22 protein-coding genes and 1 riboswitch are annotated in these 20353 nt (G+C 55.2%); of the genes, 12 read left to right on the forward strand and 10 right to left on the reverse strand.

Going from position 1 to position 20353, the window contains the following annotated elements; genetic code table 11:
• Positions 1 to 37: 37 nt before the first annotated feature.
• On the forward strand, positions 38 to 646 hold the full coding sequence (locus FHW17_RS07950) for a molybdenum cofactor sulfurase (protein ID WP_113096354.1): 609 nt from the start codon (positions 38 to 40) through the stop codon (positions 644 to 646).
• 25 nt (positions 647 to 671) lie between these two features.
• A riboswitch (cobalamin riboswitch) is annotated at positions 672 to 849 on the forward strand.
• A 59-nt stretch (positions 850 to 908) separates the two neighbouring features.
• Positions 909 to 1649 (forward strand): 5,6-dimethylbenzimidazole synthase, encoded by a 741-nt coding sequence (bluB, locus tag FHW17_RS07955; RefSeq protein ID WP_182509565.1) that lies wholly within the window; start codon positions 909 to 911, stop codon positions 1647 to 1649.
• Here bluB and FHW17_RS07960 read toward each other — a convergent pair.
• Positions 1582 to 1899, reverse strand: a complete 318-nt coding sequence (locus tag FHW17_RS07960; RefSeq protein ID WP_112529052.1) for a DUF2293 domain-containing protein — start codon at positions 1897 to 1899, stop codon at positions 1582 to 1584. The genes bluB and FHW17_RS07960 overlap by 68 nt on opposite strands.
• A 138-nt stretch (positions 1900 to 2037) precedes the next feature.
• Here FHW17_RS07960 and FHW17_RS07965 point away from each other — a divergent pair, with 138 nt between their 5' ends.
• Together FHW17_RS07965 and metF are read left to right on the forward strand one after the other, a co-directional pair.
• The gene (locus tag FHW17_RS07965; RefSeq protein ID WP_182509566.1) at positions 2038 to 3045 is read left to right on the forward strand and encodes a metalloregulator ArsR/SmtB family transcription factor; all 1008 of its coding nucleotides are present in this window, start codon (positions 2038 to 2040) and stop codon (positions 3043 to 3045) included.
• A complete protein-coding gene (gene metF / locus FHW17_RS07970) occupies positions 3045 to 3968 on the forward strand; it encodes a methylenetetrahydrofolate reductase [NAD(P)H] (protein ID WP_112529054.1) in 924 nt (307 codons plus the stop codon). Before FHW17_RS07965 ends, metF begins: the two co-directional genes overlap by 1 nt.
• A gap of 487 nt (positions 3969 to 4455) precedes the next feature.
• Here the strand turns inward: metF and FHW17_RS07975 are convergent, their stop codons facing one another.
• Complete coding sequence (locus FHW17_RS07975; RefSeq protein ID WP_348643711.1) at positions 4456 to 5412, reverse strand: DMT family transporter; 957 nt, start codon at positions 5410 to 5412, stop codon at positions 4456 to 4458.
• Positions 5413 to 5552: 140 nt separating this feature from the next.
• On the opposite strand from FHW17_RS07975, the gene FHW17_RS07980 reads away from it, so the two are divergent.
• Positions 5553 to 6788: an alanine racemase gene (locus FHW17_RS07980; RefSeq protein ID WP_112529056.1), complete on the forward strand. Its 1236-nt coding sequence runs from the start codon at positions 5553 to 5555 to the stop codon at positions 6786 to 6788.
• Positions 6789 to 6803: 15 nt separating this feature from the next.
• On the opposite strand, the gene FHW17_RS07985 is transcribed toward FHW17_RS07980, so the two are convergent.
• Together FHW17_RS07985 and FHW17_RS07990 are read right to left on the reverse strand one after the other, a co-directional pair.
• Positions 6804 to 8018 carry a lytic murein transglycosylase gene (locus FHW17_RS07985; protein WP_182509567.1) on the reverse strand — a complete coding sequence of 405 codons (1215 nt, stop codon included), beginning with the start codon at positions 8016 to 8018 and terminating at the stop codon, positions 6804 to 6806.
• A 119-nt stretch (positions 8019 to 8137) separates the two neighbouring features.
• On the reverse strand, positions 8138 to 8965 hold the full coding sequence (locus FHW17_RS07990) for a GH25 family lysozyme (RefSeq protein ID WP_182509568.1): 828 nt from the start codon (positions 8963 to 8965) through the stop codon (positions 8138 to 8140).
• Positions 8966 to 9210: 245 nt separating this feature from the next.
• Between FHW17_RS07990 and FHW17_RS07995 the strand changes: the two genes are divergently transcribed.
• From FHW17_RS07995 to FHW17_RS08005, 3 genes are all read left to right on the forward strand, one after another.
• Positions 9211 to 10233, forward strand: a complete 1023-nt coding sequence (locus FHW17_RS07995) for a hypothetical protein (protein ID WP_112529062.1) — start codon at positions 9211 to 9213, stop codon at positions 10231 to 10233.
• 116 nt (positions 10234 to 10349) lie between these two features.
• Entirely contained in the window at positions 10350 to 10598 is a 249-nt protein-coding gene (locus tag FHW17_RS08000) for a type II toxin-antitoxin system Phd/YefM family antitoxin (protein WP_112529064.1), read from the forward strand.
• A complete protein-coding gene (locus FHW17_RS08005; RefSeq protein ID WP_210275844.1) occupies positions 10595 to 11035 on the forward strand; it encodes a type II toxin-antitoxin system VapC family toxin in 441 nt (146 codons plus the stop codon). Before FHW17_RS08000 ends, FHW17_RS08005 begins: the two co-directional genes overlap by 4 nt.
• A gap of 43 nt (positions 11036 to 11078) precedes the next feature.
• Here the strand turns inward: FHW17_RS08005 and FHW17_RS08010 are convergent, their stop codons facing one another.
• The 6 genes from FHW17_RS08010 to FHW17_RS08035 all read right to left on the reverse strand — a co-directional run bounded on the left by FHW17_RS08010 (position 11079) and on the right by FHW17_RS08035 (position 17156).
• Positions 11079 to 11735: a class I SAM-dependent methyltransferase gene (locus FHW17_RS08010; RefSeq protein ID WP_112529068.1), complete on the reverse strand. Its 657-nt coding sequence runs from the start codon at positions 11733 to 11735 to the stop codon at positions 11079 to 11081.
• Positions 11736 to 11740: 5 nt separating this feature from the next.
• A complete protein-coding gene (locus tag FHW17_RS08015; protein ID WP_182509570.1) occupies positions 11741 to 12994 on the reverse strand; it encodes a DUF3419 family protein in 1254 nt (417 codons plus the stop codon).
• Positions 12995 to 13367: 373 nt separating this feature from the next.
• The gene (locus FHW17_RS08020) at positions 13368 to 14405 is read right to left on the reverse strand and encodes an HlyD family secretion protein (RefSeq protein ID WP_112529072.1); all 1038 of its coding nucleotides are present in this window, start codon (positions 14403 to 14405) and stop codon (positions 13368 to 13370) included.
• Positions 14406 to 14408: 3 nt separating this feature from the next.
• The gene (locus FHW17_RS08025) at positions 14409 to 15992 is read right to left on the reverse strand and encodes an MFS transporter (RefSeq protein WP_246706773.1); all 1584 of its coding nucleotides are present in this window, start codon (positions 15990 to 15992) and stop codon (positions 14409 to 14411) included.
• Positions 15993 to 16099: 107 nt separating this feature from the next.
• Positions 16100 to 16549, reverse strand: coding sequence for a MarR family transcriptional regulator (locus FHW17_RS08030; protein WP_112529076.1), 450 nt, complete (start codon positions 16547 to 16549; stop codon positions 16100 to 16102).
• 100 nt (positions 16550 to 16649) lie between these two features.
• Entirely contained in the window at positions 16650 to 17156 is a 507-nt protein-coding gene (locus tag FHW17_RS08035) for a GNAT family N-acetyltransferase (protein ID WP_182509571.1), read from the reverse strand.
• Positions 17157 to 17369: 213 nt separating this feature from the next.
• On the opposite strand from FHW17_RS08035, the gene FHW17_RS08040 reads away from it, so the two are divergent.
• From FHW17_RS08040 to FHW17_RS08055, 4 genes are all read left to right on the forward strand, one after another.
• A complete protein-coding gene (locus tag FHW17_RS08040; protein ID WP_182509681.1) occupies positions 17370 to 17744 on the forward strand; it encodes a hypothetical protein in 375 nt (124 codons plus the stop codon).
• A 133-nt stretch (positions 17745 to 17877) separates the two neighbouring features.
• Positions 17878 to 18597: a DnaJ family molecular chaperone gene (locus tag FHW17_RS08045; RefSeq protein ID WP_112529080.1), complete on the forward strand. Its 720-nt coding sequence runs from the start codon at positions 17878 to 17880 to the stop codon at positions 18595 to 18597.
• Positions 18584 to 19348, forward strand: coding sequence for an N-acetylmuramoyl-L-alanine amidase (locus FHW17_RS08050; RefSeq protein ID WP_112529082.1), 765 nt, complete (start codon positions 18584 to 18586; stop codon positions 19346 to 19348). Before FHW17_RS08045 ends, FHW17_RS08050 begins: the two co-directional genes overlap by 14 nt.
• A gap of 212 nt (positions 19349 to 19560) precedes the next feature.
• Complete coding sequence (locus FHW17_RS08055; RefSeq protein WP_182509572.1) at positions 19561 to 20292, forward strand: transglycosylase SLT domain-containing protein; 732 nt, start codon at positions 19561 to 19563, stop codon at positions 20290 to 20292.
• The last annotated feature ends 61 nt before the right edge of the window (positions 20293 to 20353 follow it).

A 20353-nucleotide genomic window follows, 5' to 3' on the forward strand; every position in this document is an offset into this window, starting at 1 on the left:
TTTTCCTAAGATGCGGCAGATTGCATGGAGCGCCGTCATGACTGATCTTTTCGCAACCACAACTCACATTATTCCTGCCCGCAAAATTGCCGGCCGGGTCAGCGGTGTATTTCAGGCACCGAAGGACAGTTTTGTCACTGCCGCAGCCGAAATGCTTGATCTTACCTTTGAGGGCATACGCGGCGATTATCATGCGGGCCTTACCCGCCGCTCCGGCGGGCGCGAGCCGTGGTATCCGCGTGGCACCGAAATGCGCAATGAACGGCATATTTCCATTCTGGCAGCGGACGAGCTTGAAACGATTGCCAAGACCATGGGCCTTGCGGAAATCAAGCCGGAATGGATCGGCACCAATATGGTGGTCGATGGTATTCCCTCGCTTTCCATGCTGCCGCCGCGCACCCTGCTGTTCTTCGAAGGCGGGGTGACGCTGAAGGTGGATGGCCAGAATGCGCCATGTAAGGTGGCGGGGCGTTCCATCGCTGAAAGTGCGCAAACACGCGATCACACGGCCACAGCGCTTGATTTCGTCAAGGCATCGAGACGTTTGCGTGGGGTTGTTGCCTGGGTGGAAGTGCCGGGTATCATCAATGCGGGCGAAAAAGTCGATGCGCGTCTGCCGGAACAATGGATTTATCCCGGCTGATACTTGCGTCTTTCCAGAATTTATGGCGAATGAAAGCCGGTTCGGTGCCTGCTTGCAGGAGAATCGGGAAGCCGGTGAAAATCCGGCACGTGCCCAACGCTGTAAAAGGGGATGGGCCGCGCAGATTGCCACGGAGACATCCGGAAGGCGCGCGGTTCAGATGAACCTCAGTCAGAAGACCGGCCGGACCAGATAGCCAAAACCGCATGGACAGCGGGGAGGTGTCCGGGGTTTTGGCCCCTCGCGTTGTTGGGAGCAAACAATGCACGATTCTGTCCATGGTCCTGTGACCGCCGCTGATTTTTCCCGTGATGAGCGCGATGCCGTCTACAAAGCCATCTATACCCGCCGCGATGTACGCGATCAGTTTTTGCCACGACCTATAGAAGATGACGTTCTGATGCGGCTTCTGGATGCCGCCCATCATGCGCCGTCAGTGGGTTTCATGCAGCCGTGGAACTTCATTCTCATCCGCGACGAAGCGCGCAAGGTCGAGGTACACAGGGCATTTACCCGTGCCAATGCGGAGGCAGCCGCGATGTTCGCTGATGAACGTCAGGCTCTCTATGCGTCATTGAAGCTTGAGGGCATCGTGAAGGCACCGGTTAATCTCTGCATTACCTGCGATAGGACGCGGGGAGGCGATGTGGTGCTGGGGCGGACGCACAACCCGCAGATGGATATCTACAGCACCGTGTGCGCCGTGCAGAACCTGTGGCTGGCGGCAAGGGCAGAAGGTATCGGCGTTGGCTGGGTCAGCATCTATCACGATCAGGATATGCGCCGTATTCTCGGTATCCCTGACCATATCGAAATTATCGCTTATCTGTGCATCGGCTATGTCAGCAAGCTTTATGACAGCCCGGAACTGGAAAAACGGGGTTGGCGCAAACGCCTGCCGCTTGCGGAACTCATTTTTGAAGATCAATGGCCGGTCAGCTCGGATCTTCCTCGTCCGGGTCGAGAAGCCGGGTTGCGCGCCATTCCGTCAGTTTCCGGTTGATGGCTTCAAGCACAAAAAACCGTGCCGATTCCTTATCGTAACCGTCATCGCGCAGGGCATCGTAATCCGTATGCTGGTGGCGGACATGCGCGACTGTCGCAAGCCAGACGGCGATGGGCGGCGGCAGGGTTTTCATATGCGGTGCAGTGGCGGCGGCGCGTATGGGTTCGGAATCCGAATAGGGCACAGCCGGTAAAAGCAATGTGAGCTGCTTGCCGATAGCCCGCTGACGGTTGGTTCCTGCACTCATCGCATCACTCTCACAGATTCGCCTGCCGATTGGCTCGCCTATTTCAGACGCGACAAAATTTGCCGTCAACAAAAAACAAACTTGCCAAATCAGCATTTCTCACATAAACATATCTTTATATCTTTTGAGGAAAGCTCGATGGACAAACGTGATCTCAACCTTGACCTGATGGTCGATACGCTGAAAGCAGCGGCGGAGCCAAGCCGCCTGCGCATTCTGGCGCTGTTGTCCCGCGGTGATTTGACGGTTTCCGATCTGACTTCCATTCTCGGACAATCGCAGCCGCGTGTCTCCCGCCATCTCAAGCTGCTGTTCGAAGCCAATCTGATCAATCGCTATCAGGAAGGCTCCTGGGCCTATTTCCGTCTCGCGGAATCGCTGATTGTTGGCGACATTGCCCTCATATTGCTCGACCGCCTTGATATATCCGATCCGCTGCTGGAGCGCGATATCGAGCGGCTTGGCTCGGTCAAGCTGCAGCGCCGCGAGCGGGCGGCAGCCTATTTCAGCGCCAATGCAACAAGCTGGGACGTTATCCGTTCGCTGCATGTGCCTGACGGTGCCGTGGAAGCCGCGCTGACCAAGATCGTCGGACGTACGCCCTTTCAGGCCATGCTTGATGTCGGCACCGGTACCGGCAGACTGCTTGAGCTGTTTGCACCGCTTTACATTCGCGGTGTCGGCATCGATATCAATCGCGACATGCTGACCATCGCCCGGTCCAATCTCGACCGGTCGGGCATTGCCAATGCGCAGGTTCGTCAGGGCGATGTCTATTCACTGCCTGTCGATCGGGAGTCGTTTGATCTGGTAACTATTCATCAGGTTCTGCATTTCCTTGATAATCCTGCCGAAGCAATTCGCGAGGCAGCACGGGCGTTACGAGCAGGTGGCCGCATGCTGATCGTCGATTTTGCCCCGCACGATCTTGAATTCCTGCGGGACAGCCATGCTCATTTGCGGCTTGGCTTTACCGACAATCAGATGCGTGACTGGCTGACTGAGGCCGGGCTTGCACTGGAAGACAGCATTGAACTTGAACCAAAAGACCAGGACAAACTGACCGTCAAACTGTGGCTGGCACGCGACCCACGCTTGCTGATCGCTGATCCCGCTTTAACCTCCCGCGTATCGGAGAGTGTCTGATGAGCTTTTTCCGCCAATCCCGCCGTGCAGACCTTGGCACCAATATCAAGGTTTCGTTCGAATTCTTTCCGCCAAAGACCGAGGTGATGGAAGAGCGCCTTTGGGAGACTGTGACGCGCCTTGCGCCGCTCAATCCTGAATTTGTCTCGGTGACTTACGGTGCCGGTGGTTCCACCCGCGAGCGTACGGCCCGTACGATCAAGCGTATCCTGACTGAAACCGACGTCAACGCGGCAGCGCATTTGACCTGCGTCGATGCGACGAAGGAAGAAGTCGACACGGTTGTGCGTGAATTTGCAGCCATGGGCGTGAAGCGCTTCGTTGCACTGCGCGGCGATCCGGCTGGCGGCGTTGGTGCCCATTACAAGCCAACACCGGGTGGCTATGAGAACGGTGCCGATCTGGTTGCCGGTCTGAAAGCCTTTGCCGATTTCGATATTTCCGTTTCCGCCTATCCGGAAAAGCATCCGGAAAGCCCGGATTTTGCCACCGATATCGATATGCTCAAGCGTAAGGTCGATAATGGCGCAACGCGTGCGATCACCCAGTTCTTCTTCGAAAACGATCTCTATGAGCGTTATGTGGAGAAGGTGCGCCGGGCAGGCATCTATATTCCGATCCTGCCGGGCATTCTGCCGATCCATAACTTCACGCAGGTGACCAATTTCTGTTCGAAGGCCGGAACGCATATTCCGTCATGGCTGGCTGAGCGGTTCGAGGGGCTCGACAATGATCCGCAGACCCATGCGCTGGTCTCGTCAGCTGTTGCTGCCGAGCAGGTTCTCGATCTGGTCGAGCGCGGTGTGCAGGATTTCCATTTCTACACCATGAACCGCGCAGATCTCGCTTTTGCGATCTGCCATCTTATCGGCATTCGTCCAGCCAGCGGCACACTGGAACCTGCGTTGGCAGGCGCTGCCTGATCCCGGATGCGGTCGCTTAAAATGGAAATGGCCCGGTTGCTATAACCGGGCCATTCCAATTTGTATGTCACCTTCTTAACGGTCAGAGACCATCTCTACGGCGCTCTTCTTCTCAATCAGGGTATGAGTCCTACGACCATTGCACCGATAAATGCGAACGCTGCACAGATCATGAGGACGTTCATCGAACGAGTAAGTCCCATAGTTTGTCTCCTGCAGTTAACCGCCTTAGCATAACGGAAAATTGCCACAGAAAAAGCGGAAATATTACCGTCTGATGACATCATCTGTAGAAATTTTTTGCTCACCAATCGTAAGTTTCTGAAATGAAACGCATTTAACGGAATAAAAAATCGTGTATTCACGATTAAATTACCGAAGATTTGGTTTATTTTTGCAACGCACCAAAACGCAAAATGCGTGGTTTCTCACGGATTTGTGACACAATTGCGCCGCAATTCCGCCGCCGCGATTCATGCACATTCCGCTAGGATTTGTTGAAAACTCTATCTTTTTTGCGGTTTTTAAGCGCGGCAAGCAGCCTGCCGTCGATGGTCAGAAGACCAAGGGCGATCAACGCCATGCCGGCAAAATCTTTAAAGCCGAGCTGTTCGCCGAGAAAAATTGTTCCAAGCAGGATTGCGCTGACAGGAACAACCAGCGTGACAAGCGAGGCATTGGTGGCGCCACCAGCCCGGACAATCGAAAAGAACAGGATATAGGCAAAGGCGGTGGATAGAAGCGCGAGGCTGAAAACCGCAGCCCAGACACCGCCATCCGGTGCAGCCAAATTCGGAATGCCATCCGATAACAGCACCACGGGGATCATGATCAGGGTTGAGGCAGTCATCTGGCCGGTTGCAGTGACCGCGGGCGGAATGCCCTTGAACCGCTTGGCGAGAATACTGGCAAAGGCATAGGAGAGGGTGGCAGTCAGCACGGCGATTTCGGCCCAGAGCGGTCCACCGAGGCCGGAGAGTATGCCAGGCCCGACCATGACCACGGTGCCAAAGATGCCGAGCAGAATGCCCGCGATCTTGTTGGTGGAGATTTTTTCATCAATGGTCAGGAAACTGGCGATGATCACGGTCCAGATCGGTGTGGTCGCATTGAGGATCGACTCAATTCCCGCGCCAAGCGCCGTCTGGCCGATAAACAGCAGAGAGAAGGGGATGACATTGTTCAGAAGCCCCAGCCCGGCAAAACCCAGCGCGTGCTGGCGGTAATCCCAGAACCGGATGCCACGGCCAAGCAGATAGATATGCAGGGCGAGGGCGGCGATGATCACCCGAAAAAGCACGAGTGTCAGCGGCGGAATCACCGACACGGCGATTTTGGCGAAAAAGAATGAGCCGCCCCATATGGCGCCAAGCAAAAGCAATTGCAGCCAGACAAAGCCGGTCATAGCAAGCGGATTAGGCGTTGTCGTCTGGTTTACGGCCACTGGAAGTCCCCCGATTCTCATCTCTGCCTGATATTTCTAGGCATAAACAGGACAAACGCCACCCGATTCCCGCGCGAAGAAACCGACTTTCGTCCGTCATCTGCTCTTGCTAAGACTTCTGCATGACGCAGAACATCACGATGCAACGATTCGCCTCGGCCCGCGATGCAGCCCTTACCCTGCGGCCCGATCAACCTGTCTATTGCTTTCGGCCAAATGTACTGGTCGAAGATGCGCACCAGTTCATGAAAATGTTTCCCGGCGAGACCGCCTATGCGGTCAAGACCAACGGTGAAAACCTTGTACTGGAAACATTGGCGCGTAACGGCATCAACACATTTGATGTGGCCTCGCCGGGTGAATTTGAAGCGGTGCGCAAGGTCGCTCCCAATGCGCATATGCTCTATATGCATCCAATCAAGGCGCAATCAGATATTCGCCTTGCGCTTGAAACCTATGGCATTCGCATCCTTGCGGTGGATCATGAGGACGAGATTGCCAAGGTAACACGTATCGTTCGGGCGCTTGATATCGATCCGGGCAGCGTCACACTCTATGTGCGTCTGCAGACCAAAGGCCATGCGGCCTATGAGCTTTCGAAGAAATTCGGGGCAACACCAGCCCATGCGGTCGAGCTTTTGCAGCGGCTGCACAAGATCGGCTACAAGGTCGGCATCTGTTTCCATGTGGGCAGCCAGATCGAAGATCCTGACACCTATGAGCGGGCGCTGCGGTCAGCTGACTGGGTGCGCAACCGCGCGGGTGTGCCGCTTGCGGGTCTTGATGTCGGTGGCGGCTTTCCGGCCGAATATGGCCACGATCCCAAGCGCAAGCATGTGGAAATGCCCTCACTCGGGCAGTTGATGTCACGGCTGCGCGGTGACATCAAGGAATGGGGCTTTGGCGATCTGCCCTTGGTGGCAGAACCCGGCCGCGTGATTGTGGCACGGGCTTTCTCGCTGATCGTGCGTGTCCTGCTGCGCAAGGGTCGGCGGCTCTATATCAATGATGGTATCTGGGCCTCGCTGTCGGATTCGTGGACCGGCAAGATCACACTTCCCGCGCGGTTCATACCGGACCCGGCAATCAAGCATCGCAATGGCAACGTCAAGGAAATCGTGCCGTTCCGCGTCTGCGGTGCGACCTGCGATTCCGTCGATATCCTGTCACGGCCATTCTGGCTGCCGGAAACGGTGGCAACCGGTGACTGGATCGAAATCGGCAATATCGGTGCCTATTCCCTGTCTCTGCGCACCCGCTTCAATGGGTTTTACCCTGATACGTTCGTTGAAGTAGAAACAACGTTTGACGAGGGTGACGAGCCGGAAGGCTTTGCTTCACTGGAAACAATGGCCCCGGCTGAACACAGAGAATAAGCTACGATTGGCCTCTTAGAGCTTTCCGAGCAGTTCCGGTGTTGGCCAGGAATCGGCAGGCAGGCCAAGGCGCATCTGTTCTTCGCGAACCGCATCACGGGTCAAGATGCCGAACACGCCGTCGATCTTCGGGCCCATATCATGGCCACGGGCGGCAAGCTTGGTCTGCAATTCCTTCATCTGATCAGGTGTGAGGCCAGTTTCAGGGGTTGTAGGCTCAAGCGGACCTGCACCGGCAAGACGCGTAGCGAAATAGGCGGCAGTCGTGGCGTAAATGATGGATTTGTTCCATTCGACGAAAATGTCGAAATTCGCATAGGACAGGAATGCCGGGCCCTTGCGGCCCATGGGCAATAGCAGTGATGCATCACCGTCGTCAGGGCCAAGCGGTCCCTTCATGCCCGTCACACCCCATTCAGACCATTTGGAATGCGGAAGACGGTTGGTGCGCAGGGCATTTTCCCAAGGCAGTTCCTTGGTCAGCTTGACTTCCTCAAGCCAAGGTTCGCTCTTGCGCCAGCCCAGATCATGCAGGAAGCGTGCAGTTGTCATAATAACATCCGGCGCGCTGTTCTTCAGGTCCACCTTGCCATCGCCGTCGCCATCGACACCGCGTTCAAGATAAACCGTCGGCAGCAATTGTGTCTGACCGATTTCACCCGCCCACGCGCCTGTTGTCTTTGAATCGACCACGCCCTTATCGAAGAGCTTGAGAAGGGCAATCAACTGAGGGCGGAACAGTTCCGGACGGCGGCAATCAAACGACAGCGTAAGAAGGGAATTCAGCGTATCGAAATCGCCCTGAACCGCGCCATAATCTGTCTCCAGTCCCCAGAAGGCAGCAATAACTGGACCCTGCACGCCATATTCGGCTTCGGCTCTGGCAAACGTATCGGCATATTTCTTGAGGTTGGCAGCGCCCTGTTTGAGACGATAGTCAGATACCATGCGCGAGGAGAAGGTCAGGAACGTCTGGTTGAACACACCCTGCGCGCGGTCGCGCTGCAGAACCTTGTCATCCATGGACGCCTTGAGAAGTTCGTTCAGGCCTTTTTCGCCCACGCCCGCTGCCTTTGCCTCGGCAATGAGGCCGTTGAACCACGGCTCGAGTTCACCGCCGCAGGCAGGCTTTGCAGCCGCTGGTTGCAGTGGATCGGCCTGATCCAGTGCATAGGCGGAACCTGTCGCAGAAAAAAGCGCGGCGGCAAGGACAATCGATAGTTTGTTCATTCAGGAAATCTCGTCAGTAACTCGGGGGCGCGCTCATCGGCGCGCGCGTTTCCCTGCTAATGCACGATTATGTCCGTGGCGTGAAGTCACAGAATTGCGAGAAAACCCGGAATGTGACTTTATCGCACCTTGTTGCGGGCCAGCCACTGTTTCCATGCGGCCTCAGTGCCAGCAAACACATTGATGTCCGCATCGCCGCGAATGCCGGGGATCGAGCCTGTTCCCGTGTACTGCCAGAATGTCCAGGGGTGGGTGCCGTATTTCTCGTCCGGGTGTCCGGCGACAGAGCGTAGCCAGAATGGATATCCGGCCAATTGCCTCAGATCATTGTCATCGAAGAAGTCGACAGTGGTGTAAATGATCGGCCGCTTGCCGTAGTGGCGCTCCAGCATATCGGCGAAGATGCGCATTTCGCTGCGCACCACGGCCGCATTAGGGCGCAGCTTGCAGGTTGGGGACGACGCATTCCATTCCATATCAAGCACGGGCGGCAGCGCACCGGGATCGTTCGGCACATTGCGAATGAACCACTGCGCCTGCTCCTTGGCGGTGCGGCAGAAGTAATAGAAGTGATAGGCACCGCGCGGAATACCGGCAGCGCGTGCAGCCTGCCAGTTTTCAGCCAGACGGTCATCGACCCGGTCCGCGCCTTCCGTGCCCTTGATAAAGACAAAGGAAATGCGGCTGGCCCGAACTGTCGCCCAGTCAATCGTTGATTGATATTTGGAAACATCAGTTCCGTGAACAGGATAATGCCATGGCGTCTTTCCCGTCCAATCATGCGGATCGCGGTCGTTGAAACGCGGCGCGTTGACAGGGCCCGACGGTGCTGCGATCTGCTGCAACGGAGCGGATGCAGACCGCTTTTTCGCGTCGGAAAAATCATAATCGACCGTCGTGCAGCCGGCGAGAAGAAGTATCAGTAAACCAGCGGCAAGTCGCTTCATGAAAGACGGTCCGTACTCGAATCGTGATTGGGCATTCTATTGGTTTTCAGTCATGCGATATTATGCTTAACAGATCATGACCGGCAGAGATGACTAGTGATAATCGGTGCCGCGACTTTGTCACTATTTTTCAATGTGATATCTGTAAGTGACTATTGGGGCATGATAGGTCACATCATCGTGTTTGACATGATAGACGGCAAAAATGTTGTCAGCACACAGATTTGACCCATCCGGGGAAGACGATGTTCAGGAAAATTGGCTGGGTTGTACTTGTTATCTGCGTCATTGGCCTTGCCAATGTGACGCTGGCCGCGTGGATTACCATCGACCGGCCGGAGCTTGGTATCGGCAATAGCCATACGGAAAATTGCGTGCGTCCGACGGTCCCGAGCTTCTGGAGAAATTATCGCGGCTTTCCCAGCTACAATAACGAGCTTATCGCCGACTATTTCGGCGTTTACGCTGCCTATGCGTCGAATATTTACAAGCCGATTGCCCGGCATCATTTTGATCTGAAGCCCGAATATTTCGGCTGGGAGCCTTTCGGCGAGCCTATCGCCAAGGCAGGTGGATTTTATGCGGAAGTCTATCGTCGCCGCAGTTCAGACCGCATGTCCTATATGATCGTGTTTCGCGGCAGCGATGGTCTGGCCAGTATTCCGGGGTTGATCAGTGAACTCAGCTATTTCACCCAGATTATCAATCCATGGGATCAATATCGCACGGCCCGCAAGGAGTTCGCCAAGGTCAGGGCCGAAGCCCAGAAAAATTCAGACGGCTTACCTGTTGATTACATCGCTGTCGGTCATGAATTGGGTGGCGGACTTGCCCGCCACATGGCTGCAGCATTTCCATGCACGGCGGCTATTGTCTTCAATTCCACATTCATTTCGAACAATTTCCGGCTGACGGAACCCTATGACGGACAGGTCGTCGATCTTTTCGCTGACAATGATCTTCTGTCACGGATTGCTATTTTGCCAAATCCGCGCTCGTTCTTCCGCATTACCCGTGTGCATCAATGGTATCGTGTCCGCAATGCCGGGCCGATGGATGGCAAGCGCGGCATGTTCAAGACCGCAACGGCAATGGCCCGCATCCCGGTCATCTGCCTGCTGCGCAGTGATTGTGAACTTTTGCAAAGTGAAAGCGGCGACGAGCTGGAATCCAATCCGCAGAGCGGACGCACGGCGGAAAACATTTCCAAACTCTATTGTCAGGCAGCCCCAAGCTCCGTGGTTGCCAAGGGCGATCTGTGTAAATAGGGGATTGTTCTGTGATCTTTCGAGGCAAGGGCATATACAGAATTTGCCGCGTTTTCCATTGCATTCAGCGAATAATGTAGTAACATATCTACATATTTCAGGGCATTGGAGGTATCATGACGATTACCACCCTATCGAGTCGCGAATTCAATCAGGACACCAGCCGAGCAAAGAAGGCAGCCAATGATGGGCCCGTGTTCATCACGGATCGGGGCAAGCCTGCGCATGTCCTTTTGACGATGAAAGAATATATGCAGCTGAGTGGAGGGACGCAGAAAATCGTGGATGCTTTGGCTGGAGCCGAAGACATTGATTTTGAAGCTCCCGCAGCAGTCATCAACAGCCGCTCGACCGATCTCTCCTGATGTTTATCCTCGACACCAATGTAGTATCGGAACTACGCAAGGTTCGCGCTGGAAAAGCAGACCCGCAATTCGCAAGATGGGCCAACGGTGCTGAATCAGGACAGCTTTACATCTCCGCAATTACTGTGCTCGAGCTTGAGACAGGCGTATTGCAAATGGAGCGGAGAGATCCTGGGCAAGGCAGTGTCCTTCGCGCGTGGCTGGATCAAAAGGTTCTTCCGGAGTTTGCTGGACGCACATTGTCCATAGACACTGCTGTTGCCCAAAGATGCGCCCGGCTTCATGTGCCGGATCGGCGATCAGAGCGCGATGCCCTGATTGCGGCGACGGGCTTCGTTCATGGCATGACGATTGTCACGCGAAACATCATTGATTTCCTGCCTACCGGCATCCCGCTGCTTGATCCATGGGAGATTCCCCGGCAAGCCGAAAGGTAGTCAAAACAACCTTTCCCATAACACGTATGCGCGGGGAAAACTTTTAAGCGGTGCGGCGAATGATCGAAATCCAGGCAAAGCCGCGATAGAGCCGCTGCGCTTCGGCATGGGCACCGGCGCCAACTGCAATGGTTTCTGCAATCTCAAAGAGATCGTTGCGCGGCGTGACATGATACCATTCCAGCCATTTATAAAGGGCCGCTCTTGCCGCGCCGGGCAAATCCTTCAGATCGCCGAAATCGACAATGTGCAATTCGCCGCCAATAGCGAGGTGATTGACCGCCTCGCGCATGACATTCTCCCATTGCGGGATCATCGATACGGCATAGGAGATGAAAATCCGGTCAAACTGTGCGAGACCAAAGAGCGATGACGGGTCGAACTTTGCCGCATCCGCATAGGCAAGCTGCGTGCGCTCGCCAAGTCCTGCCGCCATGACCTTCTTGCGTGCGGTGCTGAGCATTTCGTTGGAAATGTCGACACCGAAGAGCTTTGTCGTGGGGTAAGCTTCGCCGGCCATGACGAGATTACGTCCCGTACCGCAGCCAATCTCCAGAATGCTGCCATTGGCGGGTGGTGTGAGGCCCGCAATCATCGGGTCGCGGCCCAGCAGGTAATATTTGCGCGTGGCATCGTAAAAATGGCGCTGATGCCGGTAGACGCGATCCATCAGCGGTCCATGCTCAATCTTGGTCAACATCAATATCAATCCTTGAGCGTGTAGAGATGGAAGCCGCCATAGATCGACGACCGGTCACGGTTATGCAGGTCAAGAGATTGCTCTTCCCTATAGTCCCAGCGCGCAAGCACACTGTCATCAATACGGCCGGGCAGAATGGTGGGCTCGGCTGCGGTGCGGAAGATAACGCGTGCGCCAGAGGCAGCCGTGCGGGTGATCTCGTGCCAGAGATCGTTCAACTGTTTGTCATTCATCCAGTCCTGCGCATCCAGAAGGATGAAGCGGTCGACCGATCCGGCAGGCTTGGCCGCAAGGAACTCCGTCAGCGAAGCATTGACGACGCTCATGCGTTCGGCGCGGTCGCGGACGTTCTCAAAATTGTTGCGCGAAAGGTAAGGAGGCAGTGGGCCGGTTTCGGCATTGTCGCTGTAGCCACGCCCGAATGCCTGCCACGCGAAATAGTTTTCCGACAGCGGGAAGCCACAGGCGAGTTTCTCCAGACGGCGGCGTAACACAAGCGCCATGTTACCGTCACCTGCCGTTGCCAGCGCATCATATTGCTGTGGTGGGATGCCGAGGCCAAACAGGGACGATTTGCGCTTCGTTGCCCAACGCACCATGCGCTTGTCAAAGAGCGGGGCGAGGGCGCGATCAAAATAGGCACGCTGTTCCTCAATCGTTTCAGCCTTGAGAATATCGCGGGGATCGATGCCATAAAGTTTGGCGACGCGGTGGCCCATGCCGATAAACAGGCCAAGCAGGCCGTGGCGATAGAGATCACGCGAAAAGATGGTGATGCGGCGGCGGCCAGACAGCATCCGCTTTTCCCAATAGGCACGGCTGGTGCTATCGAGATGTGGCTGGATAAAGCGCTCATAGGCGGCAAGGTTCGCCTTATCGTCAGCCGTTCCGTAGAAGCGGTAGAAGGCATCATAATTCGGCAGGCGCGACACCGCCGCAAGCTTCAGCCGATTGAAAGCCACGTGCGCCGTGTTGAGATCGACGGCCTCGACGCTGGCAGGATCAGCGGTGAGGTAGGACATGGCGTTGCAGCCGCCGGAGGCGATGGTGACAATGCGGTGGCCGGAGTGGATTTGCAGTGCCTCCATATCCACTTCAGGGTCTTCCCAAATCTGCGGATAGACAAGGCCCTTGAAGACATGGGCGAAGAGCCGTTCTGATAGACCAGCCTTTGACAGAAGCTTGTTCTGGCGAACGGCGTTCTGAACTTTTTCATGCCGCGGCGCGGAGGCGCTGTCGGGCTGTTTGGCAAACGGCATCGGATTGAATCCCCTTGTTGGAAATTCCTCTCCGCCTAACATTCCGATGTAACAGAGCCGTGACGATTTTGAATCAAGTCCTTGCCAGATTGATTCCGGTTGTGCGGACAAACCCTTGCATTTTCACGACTATGGCATGGACGGGCAGCGGCACGCCAATTGATGTTTTTCTCCCAATCCTTTGATTTTGTTAATTTCTCTCTCATTGCAAATGCGTGGAAACATTTTCCCATAAATTCGCGGCAATGATGATTTCTTGCCCGGCAAATCGCGGATCGGAGAAGCTGGTTTCAGGCAGCAAAACCGGTGCATAAGCAGTGTGGTCATTGTGACTTATGTCGGTTCAACCGCGTTTTCGTGATTCCGTGGCGCCTCATTTTTGCAGCTCCGTACGCACCACAACCGACATGCCGGGTGCCAGATACTGGGCAAGATCCTGACCCGGATCAACAGAGATGCGCACGGAAATGCGCTGCGCAACCTTGGTGAAATTACCGGTCGCATTATCGGGTTTGAGCACGCTGAATTCTGATCCGGCAGCCGGCGAAAACCGCTCGACATGACCGTTCAGACGCCTGCGGTTGAGGGCATCCACCGTGAATGTTACAGGCTGGCCGATCTTGATATTGCTGAGCTGGGTTTCCTTGAAATTGGCAATAACCCACACATCGGGCGGAACGACCGCCATGAGCTGCGTTCCTGCCGTCACGTATTGTCCAAGTTTTGCGCCCACTTCGCCAACCGTGCCATCGCGCGGCGCAAGAATTTTCGTGTTGGTCATGTCAATCTCGGCGAGATTGACGGCGGCAACCGCGCCTGCCACGGCTGCTTCGAGCGACCCGCGGCTGACCTTGATGGTCTCAAGATCCTGGCGTGAAACCTCCAGCGCTGCCTGCGCCTGTGTGACCGAAGACTGAGATTGCTCCAATGCGGTTTCAGCCTGATCGGAATCGCTTTTGGTCATGACACCTTTGATGGTCAACGGTTCGATGCGGGCCCAATTGGCCTGTGTCCGGCGCAGACCGGAATTGGCGCTGTCGAGCTGCGCCTGACTGGAACCGATGCGGGCCTGAGCGGCGCGTTCCTGTTGCGTCGAATTGTTGAGTGCGGCCTGCTGGCTTGCCAGCGTCGCTTTCGCCTGTTCAAGCTTCTGCGCATAGATGCGGTCATCAATCCGCACCAGCAACTGACCTTCCTTGACCTGCTGATAGTCCTGCACCGGCACTTCAACGATGTAGCCACTGAGCTGCGGGCTGATGAGCGTCACATAGCCTTTGACATAGGCATTCTCGGTGATCTCGACATCGCTGTTAAAAGGCGGCAGCCGCCATGCATAGAGCACCAGCACAAGGCCGAGCAGACCGAGGAAAATTGCAATCAGGGTGGCGGTGTTGCGAAGCAATATGGTCATATTTTACGAACTTGGTTGAGCAATTTCGCCTGTGATAGCCGGAAGTGTGAACTTCCTGATGCCATAGCGAAAGCTGACATGGAGGAGGAGGGCGACAAGGGCAAAGAATGAGATGCCTGCTATCAGGAAGAATGCATCATTATAAGCAAGGATATTGGCTTCGCGGGTGGCCTGCTGCGACAGGAGCGCGATACCTTCCGCATTGAGGAGCACCTTGTCGGTGATGACGCGGCCATAGCCGCTTGCCAGTTGCGCAACACGCTGGGCAACGAGCGGGTCGGACATGACAATATGTTCGGCAAGGACGTTGGAGTGGAATTTCTCGCGGATGGTGATGAAACTGCCGAAAACCGCAGTTCCGAGCAGGCCGCCAAGGCTTTGTGTTGCCAGAAACACAATGAAGAAATTGAGAATATAGACCGGTCCACGTTTCAGCGCAGACATCAGGCCTGCAGACATGGCAGGCGGCAGGAAAATCACCGTTGCCGCTGCGATCAGCGCCTGACTGACATACATGTTCTCAGGGCGCGTCAGGTTCGTTGCCTGACTGTCCATATAGGAGCCGATAATCAGGAAGATCAGGGCGATCACATGGATGGCAGGCCCGCGTTCCGGCGTCATCACCGCAGCACAGCACAGGCCTGCGACGACCATTGATACCATCATCACCGCGTAGAGCGTGGCAATCTGCTCGTTCAGCAGGCCCAGATTCTGGAAGAAGTTGGTTGCAACGGTGGCTTGCTCGGAAACGATCAAGCGGAACAAGAGAATGGTTCCGGCCAGATGCAACACTTCCTTGCTCACGATCCAGCGGATATCAAGCAGCGGCTTCGTTCGATTGAGGTCGATGATAACAGCCAGCGTCAACGTGACAACGGCGATGGCAAGAAGAATGCCGAGCCATGACACTTCCGTCCACCAGTAAAGCCGTCCGGTTACAAGAACGACAGCAGTACAGCCGAAACCGATGGCAATCAGCAGATAGGCCAGAATATCAAGTTTCTCGATGACCTTGGCGCGTGGGGGCGGTGTCAGTGGCAGAAGATAAATGATCGTAAAGGCAATAAAGGCCAGCGAAACCTCGAACATATAAAGTCCGCGCCATTGACCGAAGTCGAGCAGTGCGGGTGACAGAAATCGTGCCATTGGCGATGCCAGAGAAATATTGGTCAGCACGAGGCAGACCGCGACTGTCAGTTTGCGCGCAGGCGGAAATGCTTCGAGCATATAGAGAAAGGCGAGGGTCGACATGGGAGAGGCCGCCATGCCGCTGAAAAAACGGATGATGATGGCCGATTGCAGATCGGTCACAAACAGATGCATCAGCGAGACAAGCACAAATCCGGCAATACTCAGCTGGGCAAAATTGCGCAGGCCATATTGGGCGCGAATTTTGATCAAGGCGACCGAAAGACTGACATTTGGCGCCATATAGGCAGCGATCAGCCATGTCGTTTCGGTGTTTGTCGCGCCGAGATAACCTTGAATCTGTGACACATTGGTAGCGATGAGATTCATGCCGAGCCCCTGTGTCAGGGAGAGCAGGGTGGATGCAGCGATATAGATGGCCGACCAATAGGGACTCATGGCTGGCGGTGGCGCAGGCTGGGGCGCTGCGAGCAACGCCTGTTCCTCGGCGGGCTCCGGCTGCAATTTTAACGGGTCATACCCGACAAATTCTGCCTCCGGGATCATCAGGCCTGATCCTTGTCCATTTCGCCAATGTTGCGATTGATAGCGCGGATGACCTCCAGCGTCGCGACAAGCGCCTTGTCGTCGACGCCTTGCAAAAACTCCGCCCGCAATTCGCGCGCCAGTTGATTGACCTCGCTGGCAAGCTCTGCACCCAGAGGCGTCATGACAATCTGTTTGGCCCGGCGATCACCATCCACCGAGCGTCGTTCAATGAAGCCCTGCTTCTCCAAGCCGTCCAGAAGCCGCACCATGGTCGGTGTTTCGATTTCCAGCTCTTCGGCCAAATCTTTCTGGCTGAGTATTTCCATGCGGTCGAGCAGCATCATCGTGCGGGCGCGCGCAAAGGTCAGGCCGCGTTGTTTAACCCGCGCATCAAACAATGTGCGAATCTTGCGGCTGACTTTCGCCAGCTCGTCGATATAGATGTCACGAGGCGTCATTTTGGACATATGGTAGCCATGTAATAAGTAGTGAGCTAATCATTTCGGTTTGTATAAACCCAACCCGCGCAATTTTCAAGATGGCGCGGCGATTTTCTGGGGGCAGGTTTCAGCGCAGATCGAGCCGCAGCAACTCATCATCATAGGATTGGCCATTGATGCGCAGGGCATCCTTTTCAAAGCCGAAGACCGTGAAACCAAGTCCGAGATAGAGTGTGCGTGCTGGCAGGTTTGCCGCCATGACGGTGGCATGCAGCGTATCGACGTGATCACGGGCGTGATTGACAACCGCCGATGTCAACCGCTTGCCAAGGTCGTGGCCGCGCCAATCGGGGTGAACGAAAACACCCCATAGCAGGCCCTTGTGCTTCTGTTTGACCTTGGGCGTGGTGGTAAAACCGGCCATGCCCACCAGTTCAGTTCCGGTAAATGCGCCGAACACTGCGTTGGGTCTGGCCTCAAGCATCCTTTCAATGTCTGAGAGTTCCCGGCCAACTTCATCCTCATAGCTTGAGCCGAACCCTTCCGGTGCTGTTTTCAGAGCATGGAGACGCAACTGCTGGAAGGTCGGTGCATCCTGGGAAGTCAGGACGCGAATCAGCGGGGATAGGGGCATGGGAGTGATCTCTTTGGTATTTCGGCTTTGGAGCGGCAATTTTGCAGAACAATGTGCCAGAAGCAATCACAAGCAAAGAGCCCGGATTGCTTGAGGTTTTGTGAATGTTCGATGAAAAGTTAACCCAACTTTAAAACAAGACCCAACTTTGCCTTATTTCAGGTAAGATAAAAGATGAGGGACGTATTTGTTTGAAACGGAGAGGGTATACTTATGAACAGCAAACTTCTTATTTCGCTTGGTTTGGTTTCGCTTCTCGCACTGACAGCGTGCGGTAAAAAGGAAGAAGAAAAGAAGGCGCCAGCGACAACTGAGCAGCCTGCAACAACACCTGCTCCTGCCCCTGCAACACCATCCACAACGCAGACACCGGCTGCTCCAGCAACGCCGATGAATGCAGCCGATACGCTGAAGAAGCTGAAGGAACAGGCTGCCACGATGACAGCCGAGCAGAAGCAGGCCGCTATCGCAACCGCCCGCAAGGCTGCTGAAGATGCTGCCAAGGCTGCCGGTCAGACTGCTGACCAGATCAAGGCCGCTGCGGATGCCGCAGAAAAAGTTATCAAGGATGCGCTCGGCGTTCAGTAAGAGCCGTTATCCCTGATGAAAATGGCCAGCCTCGTGCTGGCCATTTTATTTTTTGGCAGGTGCGTCAACCCGTCTGGTCAACTTACTTCAGATCGCTCTCGCAATTGCGAAAGAATTTGAATAAAACAGTCATATGTCGATTTGGCGCCGTATCAGCGACTTCATTACCACCACTGCAATCGATGCCTTCTCCAGCATCATCGAGGCCGTGCGCACTGCGTTTGAGGGCGACCCCGAAACCCGCAGGCGCGTTGCTTTCTCGATTGCCATGATTGCGCTCTCTGCCAAGATGGCCAAGGCGGATGGTGTCGTAACCGAAGTCGAGGTCAAGGCATTCCACGAGATTTTCCACGTTCCGCCGCGCTATCAGGATCAGGTCACGCGGCTCTATAATCTCGCCAAGCAGGATGTGGCGGGTTACGAGACCTACGCAGCCCAGCTTGCTTCGCTTTGCGGTTCCGGCCAGCCGAATTGCAAGATGCTGGAAGACATTCTTGACGGCCTGTTCCACATTGCCAAATCGGATGGTGCGCTGCACGATAAAGAGCTGATCTTTCTGGGAACAGTCGCCGAGATTTTTGCATTGGATGAAGACCAGTTCGACAGCATTCTTGCGCGGCATGTCGGGCGCGGGCAGGCAGACCCCTTTATGGTGCTTGGGCTTACCCGCGGCGTTACCTTTGAAGAGGCGCGCAAGCGCTACCGGGCGCTGGTGCGCGAAAACCACCCGGATATGCTGATTGCGCGCGGTGTGCCGGAGGAATTTGTTGCGATTGCCAATCAGCGCATCGCTGCTATCAATGCGGCGTGGGAAAAAGTCGAAAAAGATCTGAAGGCATATGAACGCGTTTAAACCTGATCATTTACGCGCGGAAGTGCATCCTTCTCCGAATTTTGGCCCCCGCAAGGATGGCAAGCACCCTTCCATTCTGGTCCTGCATTATACGGGTATGGCGACAGGCGAGGCCGCTGAAAGCTGGCTGAGCAACCCGGAGAGCGAGGTTTCGGCCCATTACGTCGTGCATGAGGATGGCCGCGTTGTGCAACTCGTGCCTGAGAGCGAACGCGCATGGCATGCGGGCCAAAGCTCATGGAAGGGCGAGGTGGACATCAATTCCTCGTCCATTGGCATTGAAATCGTCAATGGCGGCCCGCTGCTGGATTTTCCTGATTTTGGCGATGTGCAGATTGATGCGGTCATTGACCTGTGCAAGGGCATTGTCTCGCGCCACAAGATGCGCCCCGAGAATGTGCTCGCCCATTCGGATATTGCGCCCGCGCGCAAGATTGATCCGGGTGAAAAATTCCCCTGGCCGGTTCTTTATAACTCCGGTGTGGGCCACTGGGTGGCGCCATCGCCGATCCGCGGTGGCCGGTTCTTTTCCCTCGGTGATCAGGGCCAGCCGGTAGAGGCTTTACAGGGCATGCTGGCCCTTTATGGCTATGATGTACCCATAGATGGTGTGTTCGGAAGGTCGACAGAATTAGGCATTTTAGCGTTCCAGCGCCATTTTCGCCCAGAAAAAGTCGACGGAGTCGCTGACATGTCAACCATCGAAACCCTGCACAGGGTACTTTCTGCACTCCCCGCGCTCATAGCATAACTATTTGTAAAAAAACGCTTTCTCTGCTGTTTTTTGTGCAGTGCAACCTATATATTTCAATGTGTTATACTTTGTTATTTGGCCGACCCATATTCGGCTGCATTGGACCGTCACATCCTTAGCCATTGTTCCGGTGGTGCCCTTTTTGATTTTTGGCGTGGAACGGGTCTGGTGGTGCGCTCGCATCGCCCAAGCGATTTAGACGGAAAACGATGACAAAAAAAATTGGTATGATTATCGCCCTTCTTGGGGCGACGGCCTTCTTTGGCTCAAGCGCAGCGTATAGTAGCCCGAAAGAGCCAACAAACCTGATGGACTACCTCAAGGCCAAACGGGATGCCGCTGAAAAGGAAAAGGCAGGCGGGAAATCCGCCAAGGCTGGACAGACAAGCGGCAAGGGCAAAAAGGTTGCCGTAAAGCAGCGGACCAGCAAAAAGGTTCTGGCATCAGCCAAGCGCCCAATCGTTGAAACCAAGGCTCGCATCAAGGTGACGATCCGCAACAGAAACCTTGCCAATGTCGATACAATGACAACGGCCAGCATCCCATCTTCCGTAGGATCGATAGGGTCGACGAAATATTCGACGATTATCAGTTCCTATGCCGCTTCTTACGGTGTGCCGGTTTCGCTCGCCAATGCGGTGGTACGGGTGGAAAGCAACTACCGCGCTGATATGACAGGAAGTGCCGGAGAAATCGGCCTCATGCAGATCAAGCTCGAAACGGCGCGCGGCCTTGGTTACACTGGTTCGCGGCAGGCGCTCTACAACCCGGAAACCAATATTCGCTGGGGCATGAAATATCTTGCCGGAGCGCATAAGCTTGGCAATGGCACGACCTGCGGTACAATTCTGCGATACAATGCCGGTCATGGCGCAACGCGCATGAATCCTGTTTCGGCCAACTATTGCGCCAAGGTGAAGATGGAAATGGCTTCCAACTAAACGGATCGCTCATTTCATCAAGAATTGTTCATAGACAAGGGCCGGATAACCAATCCGGCCT

The sequence above is a fragment of the Phyllobacterium sp. P30BS-XVII genome (assembly GCF_014138335.1).
Taxonomy (GTDB): domain Bacteria; phylum Pseudomonadota; class Alphaproteobacteria; order Rhizobiales; family Rhizobiaceae; genus Phyllobacterium; species Phyllobacterium meliloti.